The 17,389-nt window shown below is 61.1% G+C and carries 19 protein-coding genes (1 of these 19 only partly in view); 4 read left to right on the forward strand and 15 right to left on the reverse strand.

Annotated features, from left to right (window positions below):
• Nucleotides 1-922: the 3' portion of a bifunctional diaminohydroxyphosphoribosylaminopyrimidine deaminase/5-amino-6-(5-phosphoribosylamino)uracil reductase RibD gene (ribD, locus tag C8C99_RS11975; protein WP_108625868.1), read on the forward strand. Its footprint begins 173 nt before the window's first position; the window shows 922 of its 1,095 coding nt (coding positions 174-1,095); the start codon falls outside the window, past its left edge; it ends in the stop codon at nucleotides 920-922.
• Nucleotides 923-1,058: 136 nt separating this feature from the next.
• A complete protein-coding gene (locus tag C8C99_RS11980) occupies nucleotides 1,059-2,960 on the forward strand; it encodes an ATP-binding cassette domain-containing protein (protein ID WP_108625869.1) in 1,902 nt (633 codons plus the stop codon).
• An 86-nt stretch (nucleotides 2,961-3,046) separates the two neighbouring features.
• Here C8C99_RS11980 and C8C99_RS11985 read toward each other — a convergent pair whose 3' ends face one another.
• The 7 genes from C8C99_RS11985 to C8C99_RS12015 form a co-directional block, all read right to left on the reverse strand.
• Nucleotides 3,047-4,150: a chemotaxis response regulator protein-glutamate methylesterase gene (locus tag C8C99_RS11985; RefSeq protein ID WP_056648315.1), complete on the reverse strand. Its 1,104-nt coding sequence runs from the start codon at nucleotides 4,148-4,150 to the stop codon at nucleotides 3,047-3,049.
• 15 nt (nucleotides 4,151-4,165) lie between these two features.
• Nucleotides 4,166-4,915 carry a chemoreceptor glutamine deamidase CheD gene (gene cheD / locus C8C99_RS11990; protein WP_199226383.1) on the reverse strand — a complete coding sequence of 250 codons (750 nt, stop codon included), beginning with the start codon at nucleotides 4,913-4,915 and terminating at the stop codon, nucleotides 4,166-4,168.
• 30 nt (nucleotides 4,916-4,945) lie between these two features.
• Nucleotides 4,946-5,851: a CheR family methyltransferase gene (locus C8C99_RS11995; RefSeq protein WP_056648310.1), complete on the reverse strand. Its 906-nt coding sequence runs from the start codon at nucleotides 5,849-5,851 to the stop codon at nucleotides 4,946-4,948.
• Between the two features lie 104 nt (nucleotides 5,852-5,955).
• A complete protein-coding gene (locus tag C8C99_RS12000; protein ID WP_056648307.1) occupies nucleotides 5,956-6,444 on the reverse strand; it encodes a chemotaxis protein CheW in 489 nt (162 codons plus the stop codon).
• A gap of 53 nt (nucleotides 6,445-6,497) precedes the next feature.
• Entirely contained in the window at nucleotides 6,498-8,633 is a 2,136-nt protein-coding gene (locus tag C8C99_RS12005; RefSeq protein WP_108625870.1) for a chemotaxis protein CheA, read from the reverse strand.
• Nucleotides 8,634-8,673: 40 nt separating this feature from the next.
• Nucleotides 8,674-9,036, reverse strand: a complete 363-nt coding sequence (locus C8C99_RS12010) for a response regulator (RefSeq protein ID WP_015015796.1) — start codon at nucleotides 9,034-9,036, stop codon at nucleotides 8,674-8,676.
• Between the two features lie 49 nt (nucleotides 9,037-9,085).
• The gene (locus C8C99_RS12015; RefSeq protein WP_108625871.1) at nucleotides 9,086-9,532 is read right to left on the reverse strand and encodes a hypothetical protein; all 447 of its coding nucleotides are present in this window, start codon (nucleotides 9,530-9,532) and stop codon (nucleotides 9,086-9,088) included.
• 188 nt (nucleotides 9,533-9,720) lie between these two features.
• On the opposite strand from C8C99_RS12015, the gene C8C99_RS12020 reads away from it, so the two are divergent.
• Together C8C99_RS12020 and C8C99_RS12025 are read left to right on the forward strand one after the other, a co-directional pair.
• Nucleotides 9,721-10,830 carry an ATP-binding protein gene (locus tag C8C99_RS12020; RefSeq protein ID WP_108625872.1) on the forward strand — a complete coding sequence of 370 codons (1,110 nt, stop codon included), beginning with the start codon at nucleotides 9,721-9,723 and terminating at the stop codon, nucleotides 10,828-10,830.
• Nucleotides 10,827-11,456 (forward strand): response regulator transcription factor, encoded by a 630-nt coding sequence (locus C8C99_RS12025; RefSeq protein WP_056648301.1) that lies wholly within the window; start codon nucleotides 10,827-10,829, stop codon nucleotides 11,454-11,456. The genes C8C99_RS12020 and C8C99_RS12025 overlap by 4 nt, the downstream gene beginning before the upstream one ends.
• Before the next feature lie 9 nt (nucleotides 11,457-11,465).
• Here C8C99_RS12025 and fliR read toward each other — a convergent pair whose 3' ends face one another.
• The 8 genes from fliR to C8C99_RS24205 all read right to left on the reverse strand — a co-directional run bounded on the left by fliR (nucleotide 11,466) and on the right by C8C99_RS24205 (nucleotide 17,389).
• The gene (fliR, locus tag C8C99_RS12030; RefSeq protein WP_056648300.1) at nucleotides 11,466-12,236 is read right to left on the reverse strand and encodes a flagellar biosynthetic protein FliR; all 771 of its coding nucleotides are present in this window, start codon (nucleotides 12,234-12,236) and stop codon (nucleotides 11,466-11,468) included.
• A gap of 132 nt (nucleotides 12,237-12,368) precedes the next feature.
• Nucleotides 12,369-12,638, reverse strand: coding sequence for a flagellar biosynthesis protein FliQ (gene fliQ / locus C8C99_RS12035; RefSeq protein WP_015015801.1), 270 nt, complete (start codon nucleotides 12,636-12,638; stop codon nucleotides 12,369-12,371).
• Between the two features lie 11 nt (nucleotides 12,639-12,649).
• On the reverse strand, nucleotides 12,650-13,441 hold the full coding sequence (fliP, locus tag C8C99_RS12040; protein WP_233247211.1) for a flagellar type III secretion system pore protein FliP: 792 nt from the start codon (nucleotides 13,439-13,441) through the stop codon (nucleotides 12,650-12,652).
• Nucleotides 13,434-13,799: a flagellar biosynthetic protein FliO gene (locus tag C8C99_RS12045; RefSeq protein WP_108625873.1), complete on the reverse strand. Its 366-nt coding sequence runs from the start codon at nucleotides 13,797-13,799 to the stop codon at nucleotides 13,434-13,436. The genes fliP and C8C99_RS12045 overlap by 8 nt, the downstream gene beginning before the upstream one ends.
• A 7-nt stretch (nucleotides 13,800-13,806) precedes the next feature.
• A complete protein-coding gene (fliN, locus tag C8C99_RS12050) occupies nucleotides 13,807-14,247 on the reverse strand; it encodes a flagellar motor switch protein FliN (protein ID WP_056648293.1) in 441 nt (146 codons plus the stop codon).
• The gene (gene fliM, locus C8C99_RS12055) at nucleotides 14,237-15,241 is read right to left on the reverse strand and encodes a flagellar motor switch protein FliM (RefSeq protein ID WP_056065744.1); all 1,005 of its coding nucleotides are present in this window, start codon (nucleotides 15,239-15,241) and stop codon (nucleotides 14,237-14,239) included. The genes fliN and fliM overlap by 11 nt, the downstream gene beginning before the upstream one ends.
• A 22-nt stretch (nucleotides 15,242-15,263) precedes the next feature.
• Entirely contained in the window at nucleotides 15,264-15,857 is a 594-nt protein-coding gene (fliL, locus tag C8C99_RS12060; protein ID WP_108625874.1) for a flagellar basal body-associated protein FliL, read from the reverse strand.
• Between the two features lie 194 nt (nucleotides 15,858-16,051).
• Nucleotides 16,052-17,389 (reverse strand): flagellar hook-length control protein FliK, encoded by a 1,338-nt coding sequence (locus C8C99_RS24205; protein ID WP_233247212.1) that lies wholly within the window; start codon nucleotides 17,387-17,389, stop codon nucleotides 16,052-16,054.

Raw genomic sequence — 17,389 nt, forward strand, 5'->3', positions numbered from 1 at the left:
GCAGCAAGGTCATTCGACCCAAGGCGCCACTGCCTATGTCACGCTGGAACCCTGCTCGCACCACGGACGTACCGGCCCTTGCTGCGACGCATTGATCCAAGCGGGAGTCGCCAAAGTCGTCGCATCGATCGCTGACCCCAACCCTGCCGTGGCGGGCAACGGATTCGCGCGACTGCGTGCTGCGGGGATAGCGGTGGAAGTAGGCCCCGGGGCAGAGGCGTCCCGTGAAATGAATCTTGGGTTCTTCAGCCGGATGATTCGCAAAACGCCCTGGGTGCGGATGAAGGCGGCCGCCTCGCTCGACGGTGTCACCGCATTGCCCAACGGAACCAGCCAATGGATCACCGGACCGGCGGCGCGTGCTGACGGACATGCCTGGCGCGCAAGGGCCTGCGCGGTGCTCACGGGCATCGGGACCGTGCTCGCGGACAACCCAAGACTGGATGTGAGGGATGTACCTACCGAACGTCAACCAACGTTGATTTTGGTGGACAGCGCGCTGGAGGCGCCCCTCAGCGCCCAACTTTTCGCGGCGAAACGCCCGGTCTATATCTATACAGCAGCCGCGCACAAGGAGAAGCGCGGCGCGCTGGAAGCCCAAGGCGCCATTGTGATCAGTCTGCCCAACAAGGCTGGCAAGGTGGATCTGGCAGCCATGGTGCAAGACCTTGGACGGCGGGACATCAATGAACTGCACGTAGAAGCGGGATACAAGCTCAATGGCTCGCTCCTGCGCGAGGGACTGGTCGATGAATTGCTGGTTTACCTCGCCCCCAAACTGATCGGCGAGGGTCTCGGATTGGCCCAGATGAACCCCATGACCGAGCTTTCCGAGGCGCATGCCCTCAGCTTTCACTCGGTGGACCGATTGGGGGACGACTTGCGCATTCTTGCTCGCGTGCAGGGACGCGACAGGTTCTGACGCCATCGCGGCGGTATGCGCGCTGAAATTTAGTGTTGGCCGAGGCCTTGCCCAAAGAGCACTGATTGCCGCGCCGTCAGGTCATTCAGGGCCGAGAAAATGCCTCGCCAGAGTGCGGCAAGGATAATCCCGCCCTATGGCACTTATCACCTTACTGGACGCCCAACTCGCATTTGGGCATGTTGCACTGCTGGATCACGCCGGCTTTTCTCTGGAGACCGCAGAGCGTGTCGGCCTGATCGGGCGCAATGGCGCGGGCAAATCATCCCTCCTCAAAATCCTGGGAGGGCTTGCCAAACCGGACGATGGCTCGTTGCAGGTGCAGCAAGGGGTGCGCATTGCCTTTGTGGCGCAAGAGCCTACGCTCGACCCTGGCGCCACCATTTTCAAGGCGGCCTCGGAAGGCCTGCAACGCGTGATCGCCATCCGCGATCAATACCTGTCGGGCGCAGATGGGCTGGATCTGGATGCCCTGCAGTCTGAAATCGAGGCCTACGACGCCTGGAACTGGGAGCAGCGCGTAGAAGAAACCCTGCAGCGATTGCATCTGGACCCCGAAGCCGTGGTGGGCACACTCTCGGGCGGTACCAAAAAGCGCGTAGCGCTGGCACAGGCGCTGGTGGCCCGCCCTGATGTGTTGCTGCTGGATGAGCCCACCAACCACCTGGATTTGGACTCCATCGAATGGCTGGAAGACCTGTTGCTGGACTTTCCCGGCAGCGTCGTGACCATTACCCATGACCGGTCGTTCCTGGACCGTGTGGCCACCCGCATCGTAGAGTTGGACCGAGGGCAGTTGCGCTCTTATCCTGGCAACTTTGCGCAGTACCAGATACAAAAGGAGGAGCAGTTGGCGCAAGAGGCGGTAATCGCCACCAAGGCCGACAAGCTCCTCGCGCAAGAGGAAGTGTGGATACGACGCGGCGTGGAAGCGCGCCGCACCCGCAGCCAAAGCCGCATCAGCCGACTCGAACAGTTGCGCGCACGCCGCGAGGCCCGCCGCGAAGTCGTCGGCAGCGTGCGTATGGACGTTGCCACCGGCAGCTCCAACGGGTACCAAGGCAAGATCGTGGCGGAACTGGAAGGAGTGGGCAAATCCTTCGGCGACAAAACCATCGTTCACAACTTTTCCGGGACGATTCTACGCGGTGACAAAGTGGGCTTGATCGGCCCGAACGGCGCTGGCAAAACCACGCTGCTCAAGATGATCCTGGGCGAATTGCAGGCCGACAAGGGCACCATCCGGCAGGGAGCAAACCTGCAGGTAGCCTACTTTGACCAGATGCGCCACGCCGTCAACCTAGATGCCACCCTGGAGGACTTCATCAGTCCCGGCAGCGAGTGGATCGAGATCGGCAACCAGCGCAAACACGTCAAGAGCTATCTGAGCGACTTTCTGTTCTCCCCGGCACGCGCTCACTCTCCGGTGCGGTCTCTGTCCGGCGGCGAGCGCAACCGCTTGCTGCTGGCCCGGCTGTTCGCCCGCCCTGCCAATGTGCTGGTTCTGGACGAACCCACAAACGACCTGGACATCGACACCCTGGACTTGCTGGAGGAACTGCTCGAAAACTACGAGGGCACAGTGTTCCTCGTCAGCCATGACCGCACCTTCCTCGACAACGTGGTGACCAGCACCATTGCTTTTGAGGGCAATGGCCTGTGGCGCGAGTACGAAGGTGGCGTTCAGGACTGGCTGCTGCAATCCAAACGCAGTCGGTCGTTGCAGGCGGCTGCGTCAGCACCTGCCAAACCATCCACCTCAGAAAATTCAGACCAAAACGCGTCGGAGCGCATATCAAATAAGCCTGTGCAGCTATCAAAAAAGAAGCTTAGCTACAAGGAACAGCGCGAGCTGGAACAACTGCCCGACCTGATCAGCTCGCTGGAGACTGAACAGAAGACCCTCCAGGAGGCCCTGGCGGACGGGTCACTGTTTGGCACCGACCCAGCCCGCGCAACCGCCATGACGACCAGAGCCGCAACCATCGACGAGGAACTCATGACGGCCCTGGAGCGCTGGACAGCCCTCTCTGAATAGGCACCGAGGCACTAGCGAGCTCCCGGCGGGGGAGCTCCTCCGGCCACGGACAGACCGCTGTGCCGCCCCTGCGCGCAGCGACCCCCTTAAATCCGGTGGTGGAGGCGGTCTGTCGTTCCGCGCAATCGGGCAATCAAAGCAGGGGCAATCTGCCCCAGCGGCAGCACTTCATCGGCAGCGCCGTGGGCAATGGCCTCGCGCGGCATGCCAAAGACGATGCAGGTCGCTTCGTCCTGAACGTAGTTGTAGCTGCCTGCGTCTTTCATTTCACGCATTGCCACCGCACCGTCATTGCCCATGCCCGTGAGCATGATGCCGAAGGCATTGCGCCCCACCACGGTCGCCGCGGACTTGAAGAGCACCTCCACTGAGGGCTTATGGCGGTTGACCGGCGGACCATCATCGACCACCGCCACATAGTTGGCGCCACTGCGGGCCACATGGAACTGGGTCCCGCCCGGGGCTATATACGCGTGGCCAGGCAAAATGCGCTCGCCATTCACGGCCTCTTTCACCGTGATCTGGCACAGCCCGTTCAAGCGGGCTGCAAAACTGGTGGTGAACCCGGGGGGCATGTGCTGGGTAATCACGATCGCCGGCGAGTCCGCCGGCATCTGGACCAGCACTTCCTTGATGGCTTCCGTGCCGCCCGTTGACGCCCCGATGCAGATGAGCTTTTCGGTGGACAGGCGCCCCAGCAAACCTACTGCGGGCACGGCGTGCGACACGGGAGCCCCAACGGCACCGCTGGCAGGTAAAGCGTCGCGCGCGGGCGCACGGCGCACCTGCGCGACGGCAGCAACGCGGATCTTGTCCACAATCTGTGTCGCCAGTTCATTGAGCCCGCTGGCCAGCCCCACGCGCGGCTTGGCCACAAAGTCCACAGCGCCCAACTCCAGCGCCTTCATCGTGACCTCCGCGCCGCGCTCGGTCAGCGTGGAGATCATCACTACCGGCATGGGCCGCAGGCGCATGAGGCGCCCCAGAAAATCAATACCGTCCATGCGCGGCATCTCGACATCCAGGGTGATGACATCCGGATCCAGCTCGCGAATCATCTCGCGCGCCACCAGAGGGTCGTTGGCAGTGCCAATGCACTCCATGTCACGCTGGCGGTTGATGATCTCTGACAGCAGACTGCGGACCAACGCCGAATCGTCCACCACGATCACCCGGATTTTCCTGCTCATTCACTCACACCCTTATCAAAACAGATCCACAGAACCACCCGACGTGGTCTTTGCCACAGTGGCCGCATTGCCACGAACCTCCTGGGCCACCAGGGCTTCGGGATGGGCATGTGCCAGCCGCTTGACCATGGCTTTGCCGGTCACCGGGAAAAAAACCACCTTGCGCGGGTAGATATCCAGCACATCCTCGGAGACGATCGGAATGCGCTCCGTGTGCAAATAGTTCAACACGAAATTGGTGTTGCGCTCCCCCACGTTCATGGTGGTGAAGTTGTGCATGACCTGGGCGCCCCCGAAAATCTTGGCCTGCATGGTTTCACGGCGGGCGCCGAGCTTGAGCATTTCATTGATCAATAGCTCCATGGCATACGAGCCGTACCGCCCCGACGCATCCGCCAGATCACCGTCGGGCAGCATGAAATGGTTCATGCCCCCAATGCGCGCGCGACTGTCCCACAGGCAGGCCGCGATGCATGACCCCAGCACCGTCATGATGACCATGTTCTCGTCCGACACAAAGTACTCGCCGGGGAGCACCTTCACCGCGTTGTGCTGAAAGTGGTGATCGAGGTAGAAAAACGAGGCCTCGCCTGGCTTGCGGCTGCGTGCCTTGAGCTCCTGCAGCGATGACTCCCGCGCGGGGGTATTGCCAGACACATAAATGTCGGCACTCAGCGGTGCAATGCGGGGAGCACGGCGCCTTTCGGAGGTGCCAAGCGCAGCAGGCGCACTGGTAGGAGATGAACCTGTGTAGATGTTGGTCATGGGTGCAATGTGCAGGACAACATGGACAGGTCAGCGGCGCTCGTACACCGTCTTGCCACGCAGGGTAAACAGGTCTTTGGACTCGCTGAAATTCTCGGCGTGCCCTACAAACAGCATACCGCCGGGCTTGAGCACTCGGTGGATTCTTTCGAGCACGCGCCGCTGCGTAGGGGCATCAAAGTAAATCATTACGTTACGGCAGAAGACCACATCAAAGGGTTCCTTGAACGGCCAATCGTCGCGAATGAGATTCACGCTCATGAAGTCAATGGCGCGCCGCAGTTCAGGCTTGGCACGGACCATGCCAGCGTTCCCGGCTTTGCCTTTGAGGAAAAACTTCTGCAGGCGCTCAGGGCTTAAGCCCTTGACGCTGTCGAGCCGGTACACACCCTGAGCAGCCGTCGCCAGCACGCGCGAATCAATGTCACTGGCCGTCAACTTGAAAGAAGCGTTGGCTCCCAGCGCCTCCAGTGCGGTGATCACGATGGAGTAGGGCTCTTCGCCAGTGGACGCCGCATTGCACCAAACCCTCCAGTTGGCCGATGGCTTGGACCGCAGGTGCGACGCAAAGATTTCAAAGTGATGCTGCTCACGGAAAAATGCCGTGAGGTTGGTGGTCAGCGCATTCACAAACTCCTGCCACTCCGGCCCATCATGGGTCTCCAGCCAGCTCAGGTAGTCGTGAAAGCTGGTGTGCCCGGTGTCGCGCAACCTCCGGGACAGGCGGCTGTACACCATCGCATGCTTGCCATCGTGCAAGCTGATGCCCGCGCGCTGGTAGATCAGGGCCTGAACCCGGGCAAAGTCCGCATTGGTCCAGACAAACTCCCGCCCCTGGGCCAGGGGGCCTGAGGGCGCTGCCGCTGCGGCCTGCGCGGGATCGCCCCTGGCCGGCCCTGACCGGGCTGACGCAGAAGCACTGGTGGTTTGGGCCATATTGATCGTCCGAGAGGAAGTCCTGTTCGCTCCAAAAGGTCTGCAAGCTCCGGCTCACAGCCTGACATGTGCCTGAGCCACCACTGGCTGCTGACTATTGCGCCTTATTCGTTGGCGGTCACCAAGCCCATGTCCACGCTGGACATGAGTTTTTCGATATCCAGCAAGATCAGCATGCGCTCGCCCACAGATCCCAGACCCAGAATGCAGCTGTTATCGATGGCACTCTCAATGTCTGGCGCTGAGCGGATGCTCTCTGGCGTCAGCTCCATCACGTCGCTCACGGAATCCACCACGATGCCGACCACCCGGTTGCGCAAGTTGAGGATGATGACCACCGTGAAACTGTTGTAGTCCGCTTGCGCACAATTGAACTTGATGCGCATGTCAACGATGGGAACGATCGTGCCGCGCAAATTGACTACGCCCTTGATGAAATCAGGGGCGTTCGCAATGCGCGTGGGTGGCTCGTAGCCACGGATTTCCTGCACCTTCAGGATATCGATGCCGTACTCTTCCTGGTCGAGGCGAAACGTCAGGTATTCACGCGCGCCCGTGGGCGCTGCATCTGCTGCTTTACCGATCACACTCATGGTGCATTCTCCTTTCATGACGGCGCAGCGCCTTTGGGCGCCAACGCCTGAATCTAGTGGCGCGCCCGGCGGACCAGGCCACCCGTGTCGAGAATCAACGCCACGGTGCCGTCGCCCAAAATGGTGGCGCCCGACACGTTGGGCACCTTGCGGTAGTTCGACTCCAGGTTCTTGACCACCACCTGGTGCTGGCCCAGCAACTCATCCACCAGCAGCGCCACACGGCTGCCGTCAGCTTCCACCACCACCATGATGTTGCTGGATTTGTTCAGATCGAAGCGCGGCACCTGGAAGATCTTCTCCAGCGCGATGACGGGCATGTATTCGTCACGCACCTTCACCAGCTGCGAGCCTTGCGCCACGGTGCTGACATCATCGGCGTTGACCTGGAAAGATTCGACCACCGATGACAAGGGGAGGATGTAAACCTCTTCACCCACACCCACCGACATGCCGTCCATGATGGCGAGCGTCAGTGGCAGGCGAACCGACACCTTCATGCCATAGCCCTCGGCAGAATCGATCTCGACAGAGCCGTTGAGCGCTGCAATGTTCCGCTTGACGACATCCATACCGACACCACGCCCGGACACATCGGTGACCTCGTCCGCCGTGGAGAAGCCGGGGGCGAAAATCAGTTGCCAGACCTCGGCATCGCTCATTTGCTCCGACACCTCGATGCCGCGCTCCTGGGCCTTGCTGAGGATTTTCTCGCGCGACAGACCGCGGCCATCATCGCGCACCTCAATCACAATGGAGCCGCCCTGGTGGGATGCGGACAACGTGATCGTTCCGTGCTCGGATTTGCCCTTGGCCAGGCGATCAGCAGGCATTTCAATCCCATGGTCGCAGCTGTTGCGAACCAAGTGGGTCAACGGGTCGGTGATTTTCTCGACAAGCCCCTTGTCCAGCTCGGTGGCTTCACCCAGGGTCACCAGTTCCACCTTCTTGCCCAGCTTGTTCGCCAGATCGCGCAACATGCGGGGGAAGCGGCTGAAAACGATGGACATTGGAATCATGCGGATAGACATCACCGACTCTTGCAAGTCGCGCGTGTTTCGATCCAGATCTGCCAGCCCGGCCAGCAATTGCTGATACGCCCCAGCATCGAGGCCCCGGCTGTTCTGCGCCAGCATGGCCTGCGTGATCACCAGCTCACCCACAAGGTTGATCAGTTGATCGACCTTCTTCACATCCACGCGGATGGTGGTGGACTCCATCTGGGCCTGCATCGCAGCCTTGGGCTCCGCCGCAGCCCTGGTGGCAGCCTTGGGAGCTTGCGGTGCTGGCGCATGCACGGCCCGTGTCGCCTCTCCGAGCGGCGCACCGGGCGCACCATTAAAGAAGCCGTAAGGTGCTTCCCCCCCGGAGGTATCCACGGCCGCTGTGGCCTCATCATCGGCACCTGCTGAACCGTCACCCGCTGCATCGCGGATCAGTACCTGCTCCTTGGCGACATGGAAGGCAAACAGGTCCAGCAAATCGTCGTTGGTAGAAGTCGTTTCCACCGCGAAGACCCGCGTATTGGGAGGACTGCCCGGAACATCGCGGATCGCGCCCAAACCGGGAATATCCCGGAACAACTCCTTGATCGCATCGGCCTGCTCGGGGCGATCCAGGGGGCCGATCTGGATTTCCAGTTGCCGCGCCTGCCCCGGCGCTGAGGAGGAGGAAGGCTTGGGCGCTGGAGCCGCCGCAACGGGAGCTGGTGCTGGAGCCGAAGGGGGAGGAGCAGCCACAACCGGCGCGGTGTCGCCAGGCACCAAGCCGGCGGCCAGGTCACTGATGCGACGAACCAGTGAGGTGGTCGAGACGGCCTCGCCCTGCCCCCCTGCCTGATGGCGCGCCAACAGGCTACGGGATGCGTCAGCAGACTCCAAAAGAACGTCCACCATCTGGGGGATGGGCTGCAGCTCATGGCGACGCAGACGGTCGAGCAGGGACTCCATCTGATGGGTCAGTTCGGCCACATCAGAGAAGCCGAAAGTGGCCGAGCCACCCTTGATCGAGTGTGCGCAGCGAAAAATTCCGTTGAGCTCCTCGTCGTTGGCACTGCTCAGGTCCAGATTGAGCAGCATCTGCTCCATCTGGTCGAGGTTCTCACCTGCTTCCTCGAAAAAGATCTGATAGAACTGGCTGAGATCGAAGTCAGCGCCAGCACCCGATCCTTCTTGGTAGGTTTCCGCCATGGTGGGCTCCTGTGTACTAAATGCTCTCAGTCAACCCGGCTCAGCGGATCACTTTCTGGATGACTTCGATCAGACGATTCGGATCAAAAGGTTTCACCAACCAGCCTGTCGCGCCCGCCGTGCGGCCCGCCTGCTTCATCTGGTCGCTCGACTCCGTCGTAAGAATCAGGATGGGAATCGTTTTGAACTTGGGGTGCTCACGCAGTTTCCGGGTCAGACCAATGCCGTCGAGGCGCGGCATATTCTGGTCGGCCAGAACCAGATCGATATTGTGCGTCTCGGCCTTTTCGAGGGCATCTTGCCCGTCCACTGCCTCCACGACGTGATAGCCGGCACCGGTGAGGGTGAACGACACCATTTTTCGCATGGAAGGTGAATCATCAACGGCAAGGATCGATTGCATGTACGGCTCCAACTGACTTGAATATATAAGGTAACCAGTGATGTGAACGTCAAAACAGGTCCACAGAACCTGCATCCATCTCGCTTTGGGTGACAGGGTTTGGCCTGTCGGGCGCCATCTCAGCAAAGGGCGCCGCGTCTTCACCTTCTTCGTGCCCCATGGCTTCCGAAGCCAGCCGAAAGGCGCAGCCCTGCAGCACCTTGGTGGTATGCCAGATCAGTTGGGAGGCCATGTCCTGGAACTGCAACTCCGTCACCGCACTGCGCAACGCTGCACGTGCAGCCACCAGTTCCGGTGAGTCTGCCACCACGGTATCGGTCAACAAGGAGTTCGCCTCGCCAAACCGCTCCAGCAGATTGTCGGTGGCGTGGTTCAGCAAACCTTCCAGGCGGTGCAGATCGTGCATTACGACCAGCAAGGAGTCCTGCAGCTCTGCCGCCACCATGACGGGAACCTGGACAGCAGGTCCTCCAGGCGTTGTTAGCGTAGATTGCATCGTTTCTCCATCGCAGCACGTAGCAGCAAAACACGCAAATACACAGGACTACGATACATGCATCAGTAACCTGCCAAGGCCCCCGAGCAAACCGGAGCGTCCGCGCCCATTGAACGCTGACGCGCAAACCATCCCAACCAGACAAACACCGTTGTTTGTTCCAATTTGTATCCTATGATAGCGCTCCTATGGGCCCTGCAACACCAGACCAGACCCTTGACATCCTGCATCTTGAAGACTCACCCGCCGATCACGAATTGGCAGCGCGTGTGTTGCGTCGATCCGGGCTCCAGTGCCACCTCCAGCGGGTCGATACGCTTCCAGAGTTCCAAAGGCTGACGGATAACGACAGCTTTGACATCATCTTGGCAGATTACCGCCTGCCAGGTTTCACCGCATTGGATGCCTGGGCCCATGTGGCGCAAAAACCGCAGCACCCCCCTTTCGTGCTGCTCTCGGGCGCCATCGGCGAGCCTGCAGCAGTAGACGCCATGCGCCTAGGGGTGGCGGACTATCTGCTCAAAGACGATATCCAGCGTCTGCCCCACGTGATCGCCAGGACCCTGGAGGTCCATGAAGCACGCAACGCGCGCGAGCAGGCCATTGCCGAGCTGGCGATGTCCCAGCGCCGTTTGGCTGAGTTGGCCGAACACCTGCAAACCTCCATAGAGCAAGAGCGTGCCTCCATCGCACGCGAAATCCACGATGACATTGGTGGTGCCCTGACGGCCGTGCGCTTCGATGTGGCCTGGATCGGACGCCACAGCACGGACCCGATCATGCAGGAGCATGCAACATCGGCGGCGGACATGCTGCAACATGCGATCGGCGCCAGCCAGCGCATCATGATGAACCTGCGCCCACCCATACTGGAGCAAGGTCTGGTGGCTGCTGTCCAGTGGCTGGCCACCGGCTTTGAGCGCAGGACTGGCATCCCCACTGGAGTGCAGAGCAGCAGCGACGCCATAGATACGCGTGCCGACATTCAACTGGTGGCGTACCGCACCGCCCAAGAGGCATTGACCAATATCTCCAAGCATGCGCAGCCCAGCAAGGTGGACATCGAACTGTCTGACAAGGAGGGGGTGCTGACCCTGGAGGTCACAGACGACGGCCGTGGCATGGATGCCACAGTGCGTGACAAACCCAAGGCCTTCGGGCTCAAGGGCCTTCAAGAGCGTGCGCGCACCGTAGGAGGGTGGCTGGACATCAGCAGCCGGCCCGGTCAGGGCACGTCGGTCATCCTGTCCATCCCGTTACCATCTCCCCTCACACCCGCACCAGGAGATGCCCCGTGATCCATGTCGTCTTGTGCGACGACCATGCCGTCCTGCGGCGCGGCATTCGCGACACACTCACCGAAGCGCCGGACATTCAGGTAACCGGCGAAGCGGGCGGATATTCAGAACTCCGTGATGTTCTGCGTACGGCCGCCTGTGACGTGCTGCTGCTGGACCTGAACATGCCTGGGCGCAGCGGCCTGGAAGTCTTGGCCAGCCTGCGAGAGACCCACTCCACCATCAAGGTGCTGGTGGTTTCGATGTACCCCGAGGACCAATACGCATTGCGCTGCCTCAAGGCAGGGGCCCAGGGTTATGCAAACAAGGCCGGCGACCCGGTCGAGCTCATTGCCGCCGTACGCACAGTGATGCAAGGGCGCAAATACCTCACTGCCGAAGTGGCTCAGATGCTGGCGGACAGCTTGGCCCAACCCACGCCAGAGGTGCCCCATGCGGCGCTTTCCGAGCGCGAACTGCAAACCCTGGTGAAGATTGCCTCGGGTCGGCGCTTGTCGGACATTGCCGAAGAGTTGATGCTGAGTCCCAAAACCGTGAGCGTCTACCGCTCACGGGTTCTCGAAAAACTGAAGCTCTCTAACAACGCGGAGCTGACTGTATACGCCATCCGCAACCAGCTTGTGTAGCTGCCAGCCTCATCTGCCGGCCGCAAAAAGATCCACCGCCTGCTGCATCAACGCCAGCACGGGCTGTTCCAGCATCGGGAGAGTTGCCGCGATGCCCAGCATCCCCACCGTGAGCGTGACCGGAAAACCCACCGCATAGATGTTCATCTGCGGCGCAACGCGCGAGATGATCCCCATGGTCAGGTTGACGAACAGCAGTAACGCAATCATGGGCATGGCGATCCAGAGCGCGCTGGAGAAGAGTGAAGCTCCCAGCTCATGCAACCTCATCTGCCCCAACGCCTGCAGAAAATTGCCGTCGACCGGGAAGCGGTCAAAACTCTTGACCACGGCCATCAGTATCAACAAATGGCCATTGATGACGACAAACAGCAGCATGGACATGTGACCAAAGAAACGGGCCACAGCGCTGATCTGTCCATTGGAGGTGGGGTCAAAAAATGAAGCAAAGTTGAGCCCCATCTGCAGCCCAATGATTTCGCCCGCCAGCTCGACCGCCGTGAACACCAGTCGCACCGAAAAGCCAATGGCGAGTCCCACGGCCACCTGCTGAGCGACCGCACCCAGAGCGCCTCGACCATTCACGCTGATGACAGGCTGTTCACCCAGCACACCTTGCGCGCACAAGGCCACCAGGAATGCGAGGCCGATCTTGACGCGCATGGGCACCACACGCATGGAAAACACCGGGGCCACAGAGAACAACGCCAACACCCGCAAAAAGGGCCACAGGATGGGCGACAGCCAGCCCATGATCTGTGCTTCGGAAAAGGTAATCATCGGCCCCCTCCCCTGGCGTCGCCGAGGTATCTTGAAAGCGATGGCAACCGATCTCCACGGGACACGGATTCCCACGAGCGCCAAGCCGGCCGCACGGTCCTCAGGCAGCCAGTTGCCCAGATTGACATGGCGCTACCCAATCATCGACGGGATTGATTCGATCGTCCTGCGGATGAAATCCACCAGCGTGCTGAGCATCCAGGGCCCCGCAATCGCAAACACCACCATGGCAGCAATCAACTTGGGCACAAAGGCCAGCGTGGCCTCATGGATCTGTGTGACCGCCTGGAAAATACTGACCAACAACCCCACAGCCATGACCACCCCCAGCACAGGCATGGAGATCATCAACAACAAGGTGAGGGCATCACGCCCGATGGTCAGCACCATTTGTGAGGTCATGGCGAAATCTTTCAGGTGACAAAGCTGGCAGCCAATGATCCGATCAGCAAATTCCAACCATCGGCCAGAACAAACAGCATGAGCTTGAATGGCAATGCCACCAACACCGGCGACAACATCATCATGCCCAGCGACATGAGGATGCTCGACACCACCATGTCGATGACCAGGAATGGAATGAAGATCATGAACCCGATCTGGAACGCCGATTTGAGCTCACTGGTCACAAAAGCCGGTACGAGCACACGGATCGGTGCAGTCTCAGCCGTCACGCTGGGATCCAGACGTGCGAGCCGGGAGAACAGCGCAAAGTCCGATTGCCGCGTCTGCTTGAGCATGAAGCTGCGCATGGGCGCCTCCGCTCGGTCCAGCGCCTGTTCAAAGCTGATCGTGTTGTTGGTGTAGGGGACATAAGCATCCTGGTACACCCGATCCAGGGTCGGCCCCATGACAAAAAAGGTAAGGAACAAAGACAGCCCGATGATGACCTGGTTGGGGGGCGCCGACTGTGTTCCCAAGGCCTGGCGCAGCAAGGACAACACAATCACGATCCGGGTAAAACCCGTCATCATCAGGAGCACGGCGGGCAAAAAAGACAGCGCCGTGAAAAACAGCAAGGTCTGTATCGGTACCGAGTAGCTTGCGCCAGAGGGCCCACTGCCCACCACCAATGGCAACGCCCCCGCCGTCTGCGCCCAGGCCGAGCCTTGAACTCCCAGCCCCAGCACAGCGACAGCCCAAGGCCACGAGCGCGCGGCCCATCGCGCCCCTTTGCCTAGGAACGAGGATTCGCGCTCAGACATGGGCAGACTTTCCAACCTCAGCGGAGGCTGATTGCATCTCCCGGGCAAACGATGGCCCCGCTGGCGACGCAGCAGCCACCGCATCACCGGCCCCCTTGCTGGCCAGCGGCAGCACATGCAGGCAACTGACCTGCTGCGCCGTCACCCCCAGCACCAGCCAGGTACGTGCATTTTCCGGGCCGACCTCCACGGTGACGACCCGCTGCTGGGGTCCGACGGCTACGGCAGACACCACGCGCGATGCCACCCCGGCGGCCAACGCCCCGGAGGATTGGCGCTGCTGCAGGCGACGCACCGCCCAGGGAAGCAAGGCCATGGCCCCCACAAAAAGCACCACAACCAGCAGCGTCTGGGTCATGCTCCCACTATCCACGGCTGACCCGGCGTAACCGCTCCGACGGAGTCACCACATCGGTCAGGCGGATACCGAACTTGTCGTTGACCACCACCACCTCGCCTTGTGCGATGAGGTAGCCGTTGACCAGCACATCCATGGGTTCGCCTGCCAGCGCATCCAGCTCCACCACTGAACCTTGTGCCAGCTGCAGGATGTACTTGATAGGTACCTTGGTGCGCCCCAACTCCACCGACAGTTGCACTGGAATGTCCAGCACCATGTTGATGTCGTTGACGGAGTCACCGCCCGCAGCGCCAGAGAACGGCCGCACAGGCTCTCCCGACAGCGGCCCGCCCTGCTCTGCATCCGCCGGCTTTTCGTCCGTTCGCTTCTGCTCTTCCAGCGCCTCAGCCCAACCCGCAAACGGATCATCCGCGCCTGCGTCCTTGTTGTCTTCTTCAGTTGCCATTTTTCTCTCCCAGCCAGCTCATGTCCGAAGTACGCAGACACTCTTCAATGCGAATGGCGTACTTGGAATTGTGGGTTCCATACTGGCATTCAAAAATTGGAACCCCTCCGATCGACGCACGGATACGGGGCTCACGGTCCAGTTCAATGAAGTCACCCGGCTTCATCGCCAGCAGTTGCTCGACGGTGGCATCGGCTTTCGCCAGCTCCGCCACCAGCGTAACTTCTGCAGACTGAATTTCACGCTTGAGCACGTTCACCCAGCGGCGGTCCACCTCGATGGAATCGCCCTGGGTGGACGAATACAGCACATCGCGGATGGGCTCCAGCGTTGCATAGGGCATGCAGATATGGATGGCGCCTGACAGGTCACCAATTTCCAACTGGAAGGCCGTGGACACCACAATCTCGCTGGGCGTGGCAATGTTGGCAAACTGGGGTTGCATTTCTGAGCGCTGGTACTCCAGCTCCAGCGGATAGATGCCCTGCCATGCCTTTTTGTATTCCGCACAGATCACATCCACCAACCGGTTGATGACACGCTGCTCCGTGGGCGAAAAATCACGGCCCTCAATGCGGGTCTGGAACTTGCCGACCCCGCCGTACAGCGTGTCGATGATGCCGAACACCAGCGAAGGCTCGCACACGATGAGCCCGCTACCGCGCAAGGGCCGAATCGCCACGATGTTGAAGTTCGTGGGCACCGCCAGCTCCCGCAGGAAGGCGCTGTAGCGTTGCACCGACACGGTCCCCACCGAAATCTCGGGGCTGCGGCGGATGAAATTGAACAGCCCGATGCGGAAGTTGCGCGCAAACCGCTCATTGACGATTTCCATCGTCGGCATGCGGCCGCGGACGATGCGTTCCTGGCTGGAGATGTCGTAGTTGCGGACCGAGCCCGCCTCGGCCACCTCTTCGACCGACTTCTGGCTTTCACCAGTGACCCCTTCCAGAAGGGCATCGACCTCTTCCTGCGAAAGAAATGAATCACTCATGGCTGGTCCTTACCCGGCGGGCTCATTGGATGATGAAGCTCGAGAAGAGCACCCTGCGCACCGGATTGCGCTCCGTGCGCTTGCGCGCGGCGGGACGCTCCTCGGCATCTCCGTCCTGCTCGGCGGCGGCCGCAGCCTTTGCACGCTCACGCTCTGACGGCACCGAGTAGCCCAGAGGCCGCGAGACCTCGCGCAAGATGTCGGTGGCCAGCTTCTCCTTGCCCTCGCGCTGCAGCAGCTCGGTGGACGTGCGCTGCGACACCAGCATCAGGATGCCGCTACGGATCGTAGGCAGATATTGCTTGACTTGGTCAGACGTTTTGGCGTCTTCCAGCTCCAGGGTGATGCCAATCTGCGCAAAACGGTCGCCGCCAGGATCGGCCAGGTTGACCACCATGTTTTCCATGGGCAGAAAGGTGGGGGCAACTTTTGGAGCCTCCTTGTGTGCCGCAGGGGCGCCGCCCTCCTCATCCTCAGCGGCGTGCGATCGGCTGGAGATGAACCACGCTGCAGCCCCCCCTCCGATCACCAGCACGGCCACCACCACGCCGATGATGATCAACAGCATCTTCTTGCTTTTGGCGGGCGCCGCTGCTGCGGGAGTATTGGCTGACACGATGGAATTCCTTGCGGTAGGGAGCTGCTGTGCAAGCGCTATCAAAGCGCAAGCACAACCGGGTAGCTCATTATTGGACGGGGGTGCAACCAATAATAGCCAGAATAAAAGCCCAAAACCATGGCATTCGCCGCGCTCATCTGCGCAGCCGGGCGAGACAAGTCAAACCGCAGCCTGTCCACGCCCTCATCAAATCAGACGAAGACGTCCACGGCGCGATCTGCCGCCCCACCGCCGCGCGCCAGCGAGACCGTGCCCCCAGGCACTGCAGACACTACCTGTGCCTGGCGCACTCCCTCTCGGGGGCGCTGCTGACCGGACTCCCGGCCCCCTCCACTGTCACGTGCCGATGTACCCACGGACATGCCGGACAGCACCAATCCCTCGCTGCGCAACAGATCGCTCAGCTGCGCCATGCTTTGGTCGAGCAGCTCCCGCGTCTGCGGCTGGTCGCTGCGGAATGACACATGCGCCTCATTGCCCGACAGAGACACGGATACCTCCACAGGTTGGCCATCACGTTGCAGGGTCAACTCCGCGTTCTGGGTCTTCTGATTCACCCAGTAGGCGACCTGCTCGGCAACCTGTTCTTCTGTGCCGAGGGCGGTAGGGTCGGTCAATGTCGTTGCATCAGTGAAATTAGCCGACTCCACAGGCGAAGCGCCTGATGCACCTTCGGACCAGGCTCCACCGCCCGCGCCATCTTCATGCGAACGTCCACCAGCCGAGGCTTCTGGCGCGCGCGCTGAGGCAACAGCCGCCAACAAACCGTCAGGGATGGGCGTACCGGCCTCGGCCCCAGTGGGACTGGAATGGGCAACGCCTGATCGCTCGGCCACAGAGCCAACGGGCAACCCGGAGAACGCCCGTTCTCCCGCGGAGGACGCCAACGCTACCGAGCCGCCATGAATCGCGCTGGAATGCGCTGCAGAGTCCCGCACGGTGGCTAAACCCAGCGCTGCATCGGCCATACCCGCGCCACCTGCTCGTTGAGCGCTGGCACTCTGCAAACGCGAGAATGTGCGCCCCAATGCAACCAATGCTCCTTGCGAAGGCTCTTCCCTGAGGTCAGCAGAGGCATCCAGCTTCGCAGTCTCAGCAACCAAACCCTGGGGAATACCCCCCAGCAGCAGGTCATTGAGCGCATTGCCTTGCGAACCCGGCTGCGCCACCGCCGTGATTCCTCCCAAACCTGAACTGGCAAGTTGAGACGTCCCCAAGCCTGTCTGCCCATTGGCCCCACCGGGCTCGTTCAGGTTTTGCATAGGTGCAAGTAACCCCTGCCATGCAACCATCGCTGAAGCATCTGCCGCAGCCAACGAGGCAGGATCAGCGCCGTTTTCGGTCAAAGGGATCACGGTATCGCCCGAGATCTCACCGTCCGACCCCTCCCCCAACGCCGCCAGCAGCGCCAAGAATCCGCCTGCGGCGGTCGGGTCGCCAGCATCTGCAGCCGACTGGGACGGCGATTTGGCGCGGGCCGCGTGCGCGGGCTGGGTCCCTTGCGAGGAAGCTACTTTGGTCGGTTCCAT

The sequence above is a fragment of the Acidovorax sp. 107 genome (assembly GCF_003058055.1).
Lineage (GTDB): Bacteria > Pseudomonadota > Gammaproteobacteria > Burkholderiales > Burkholderiaceae_C > Acidovorax.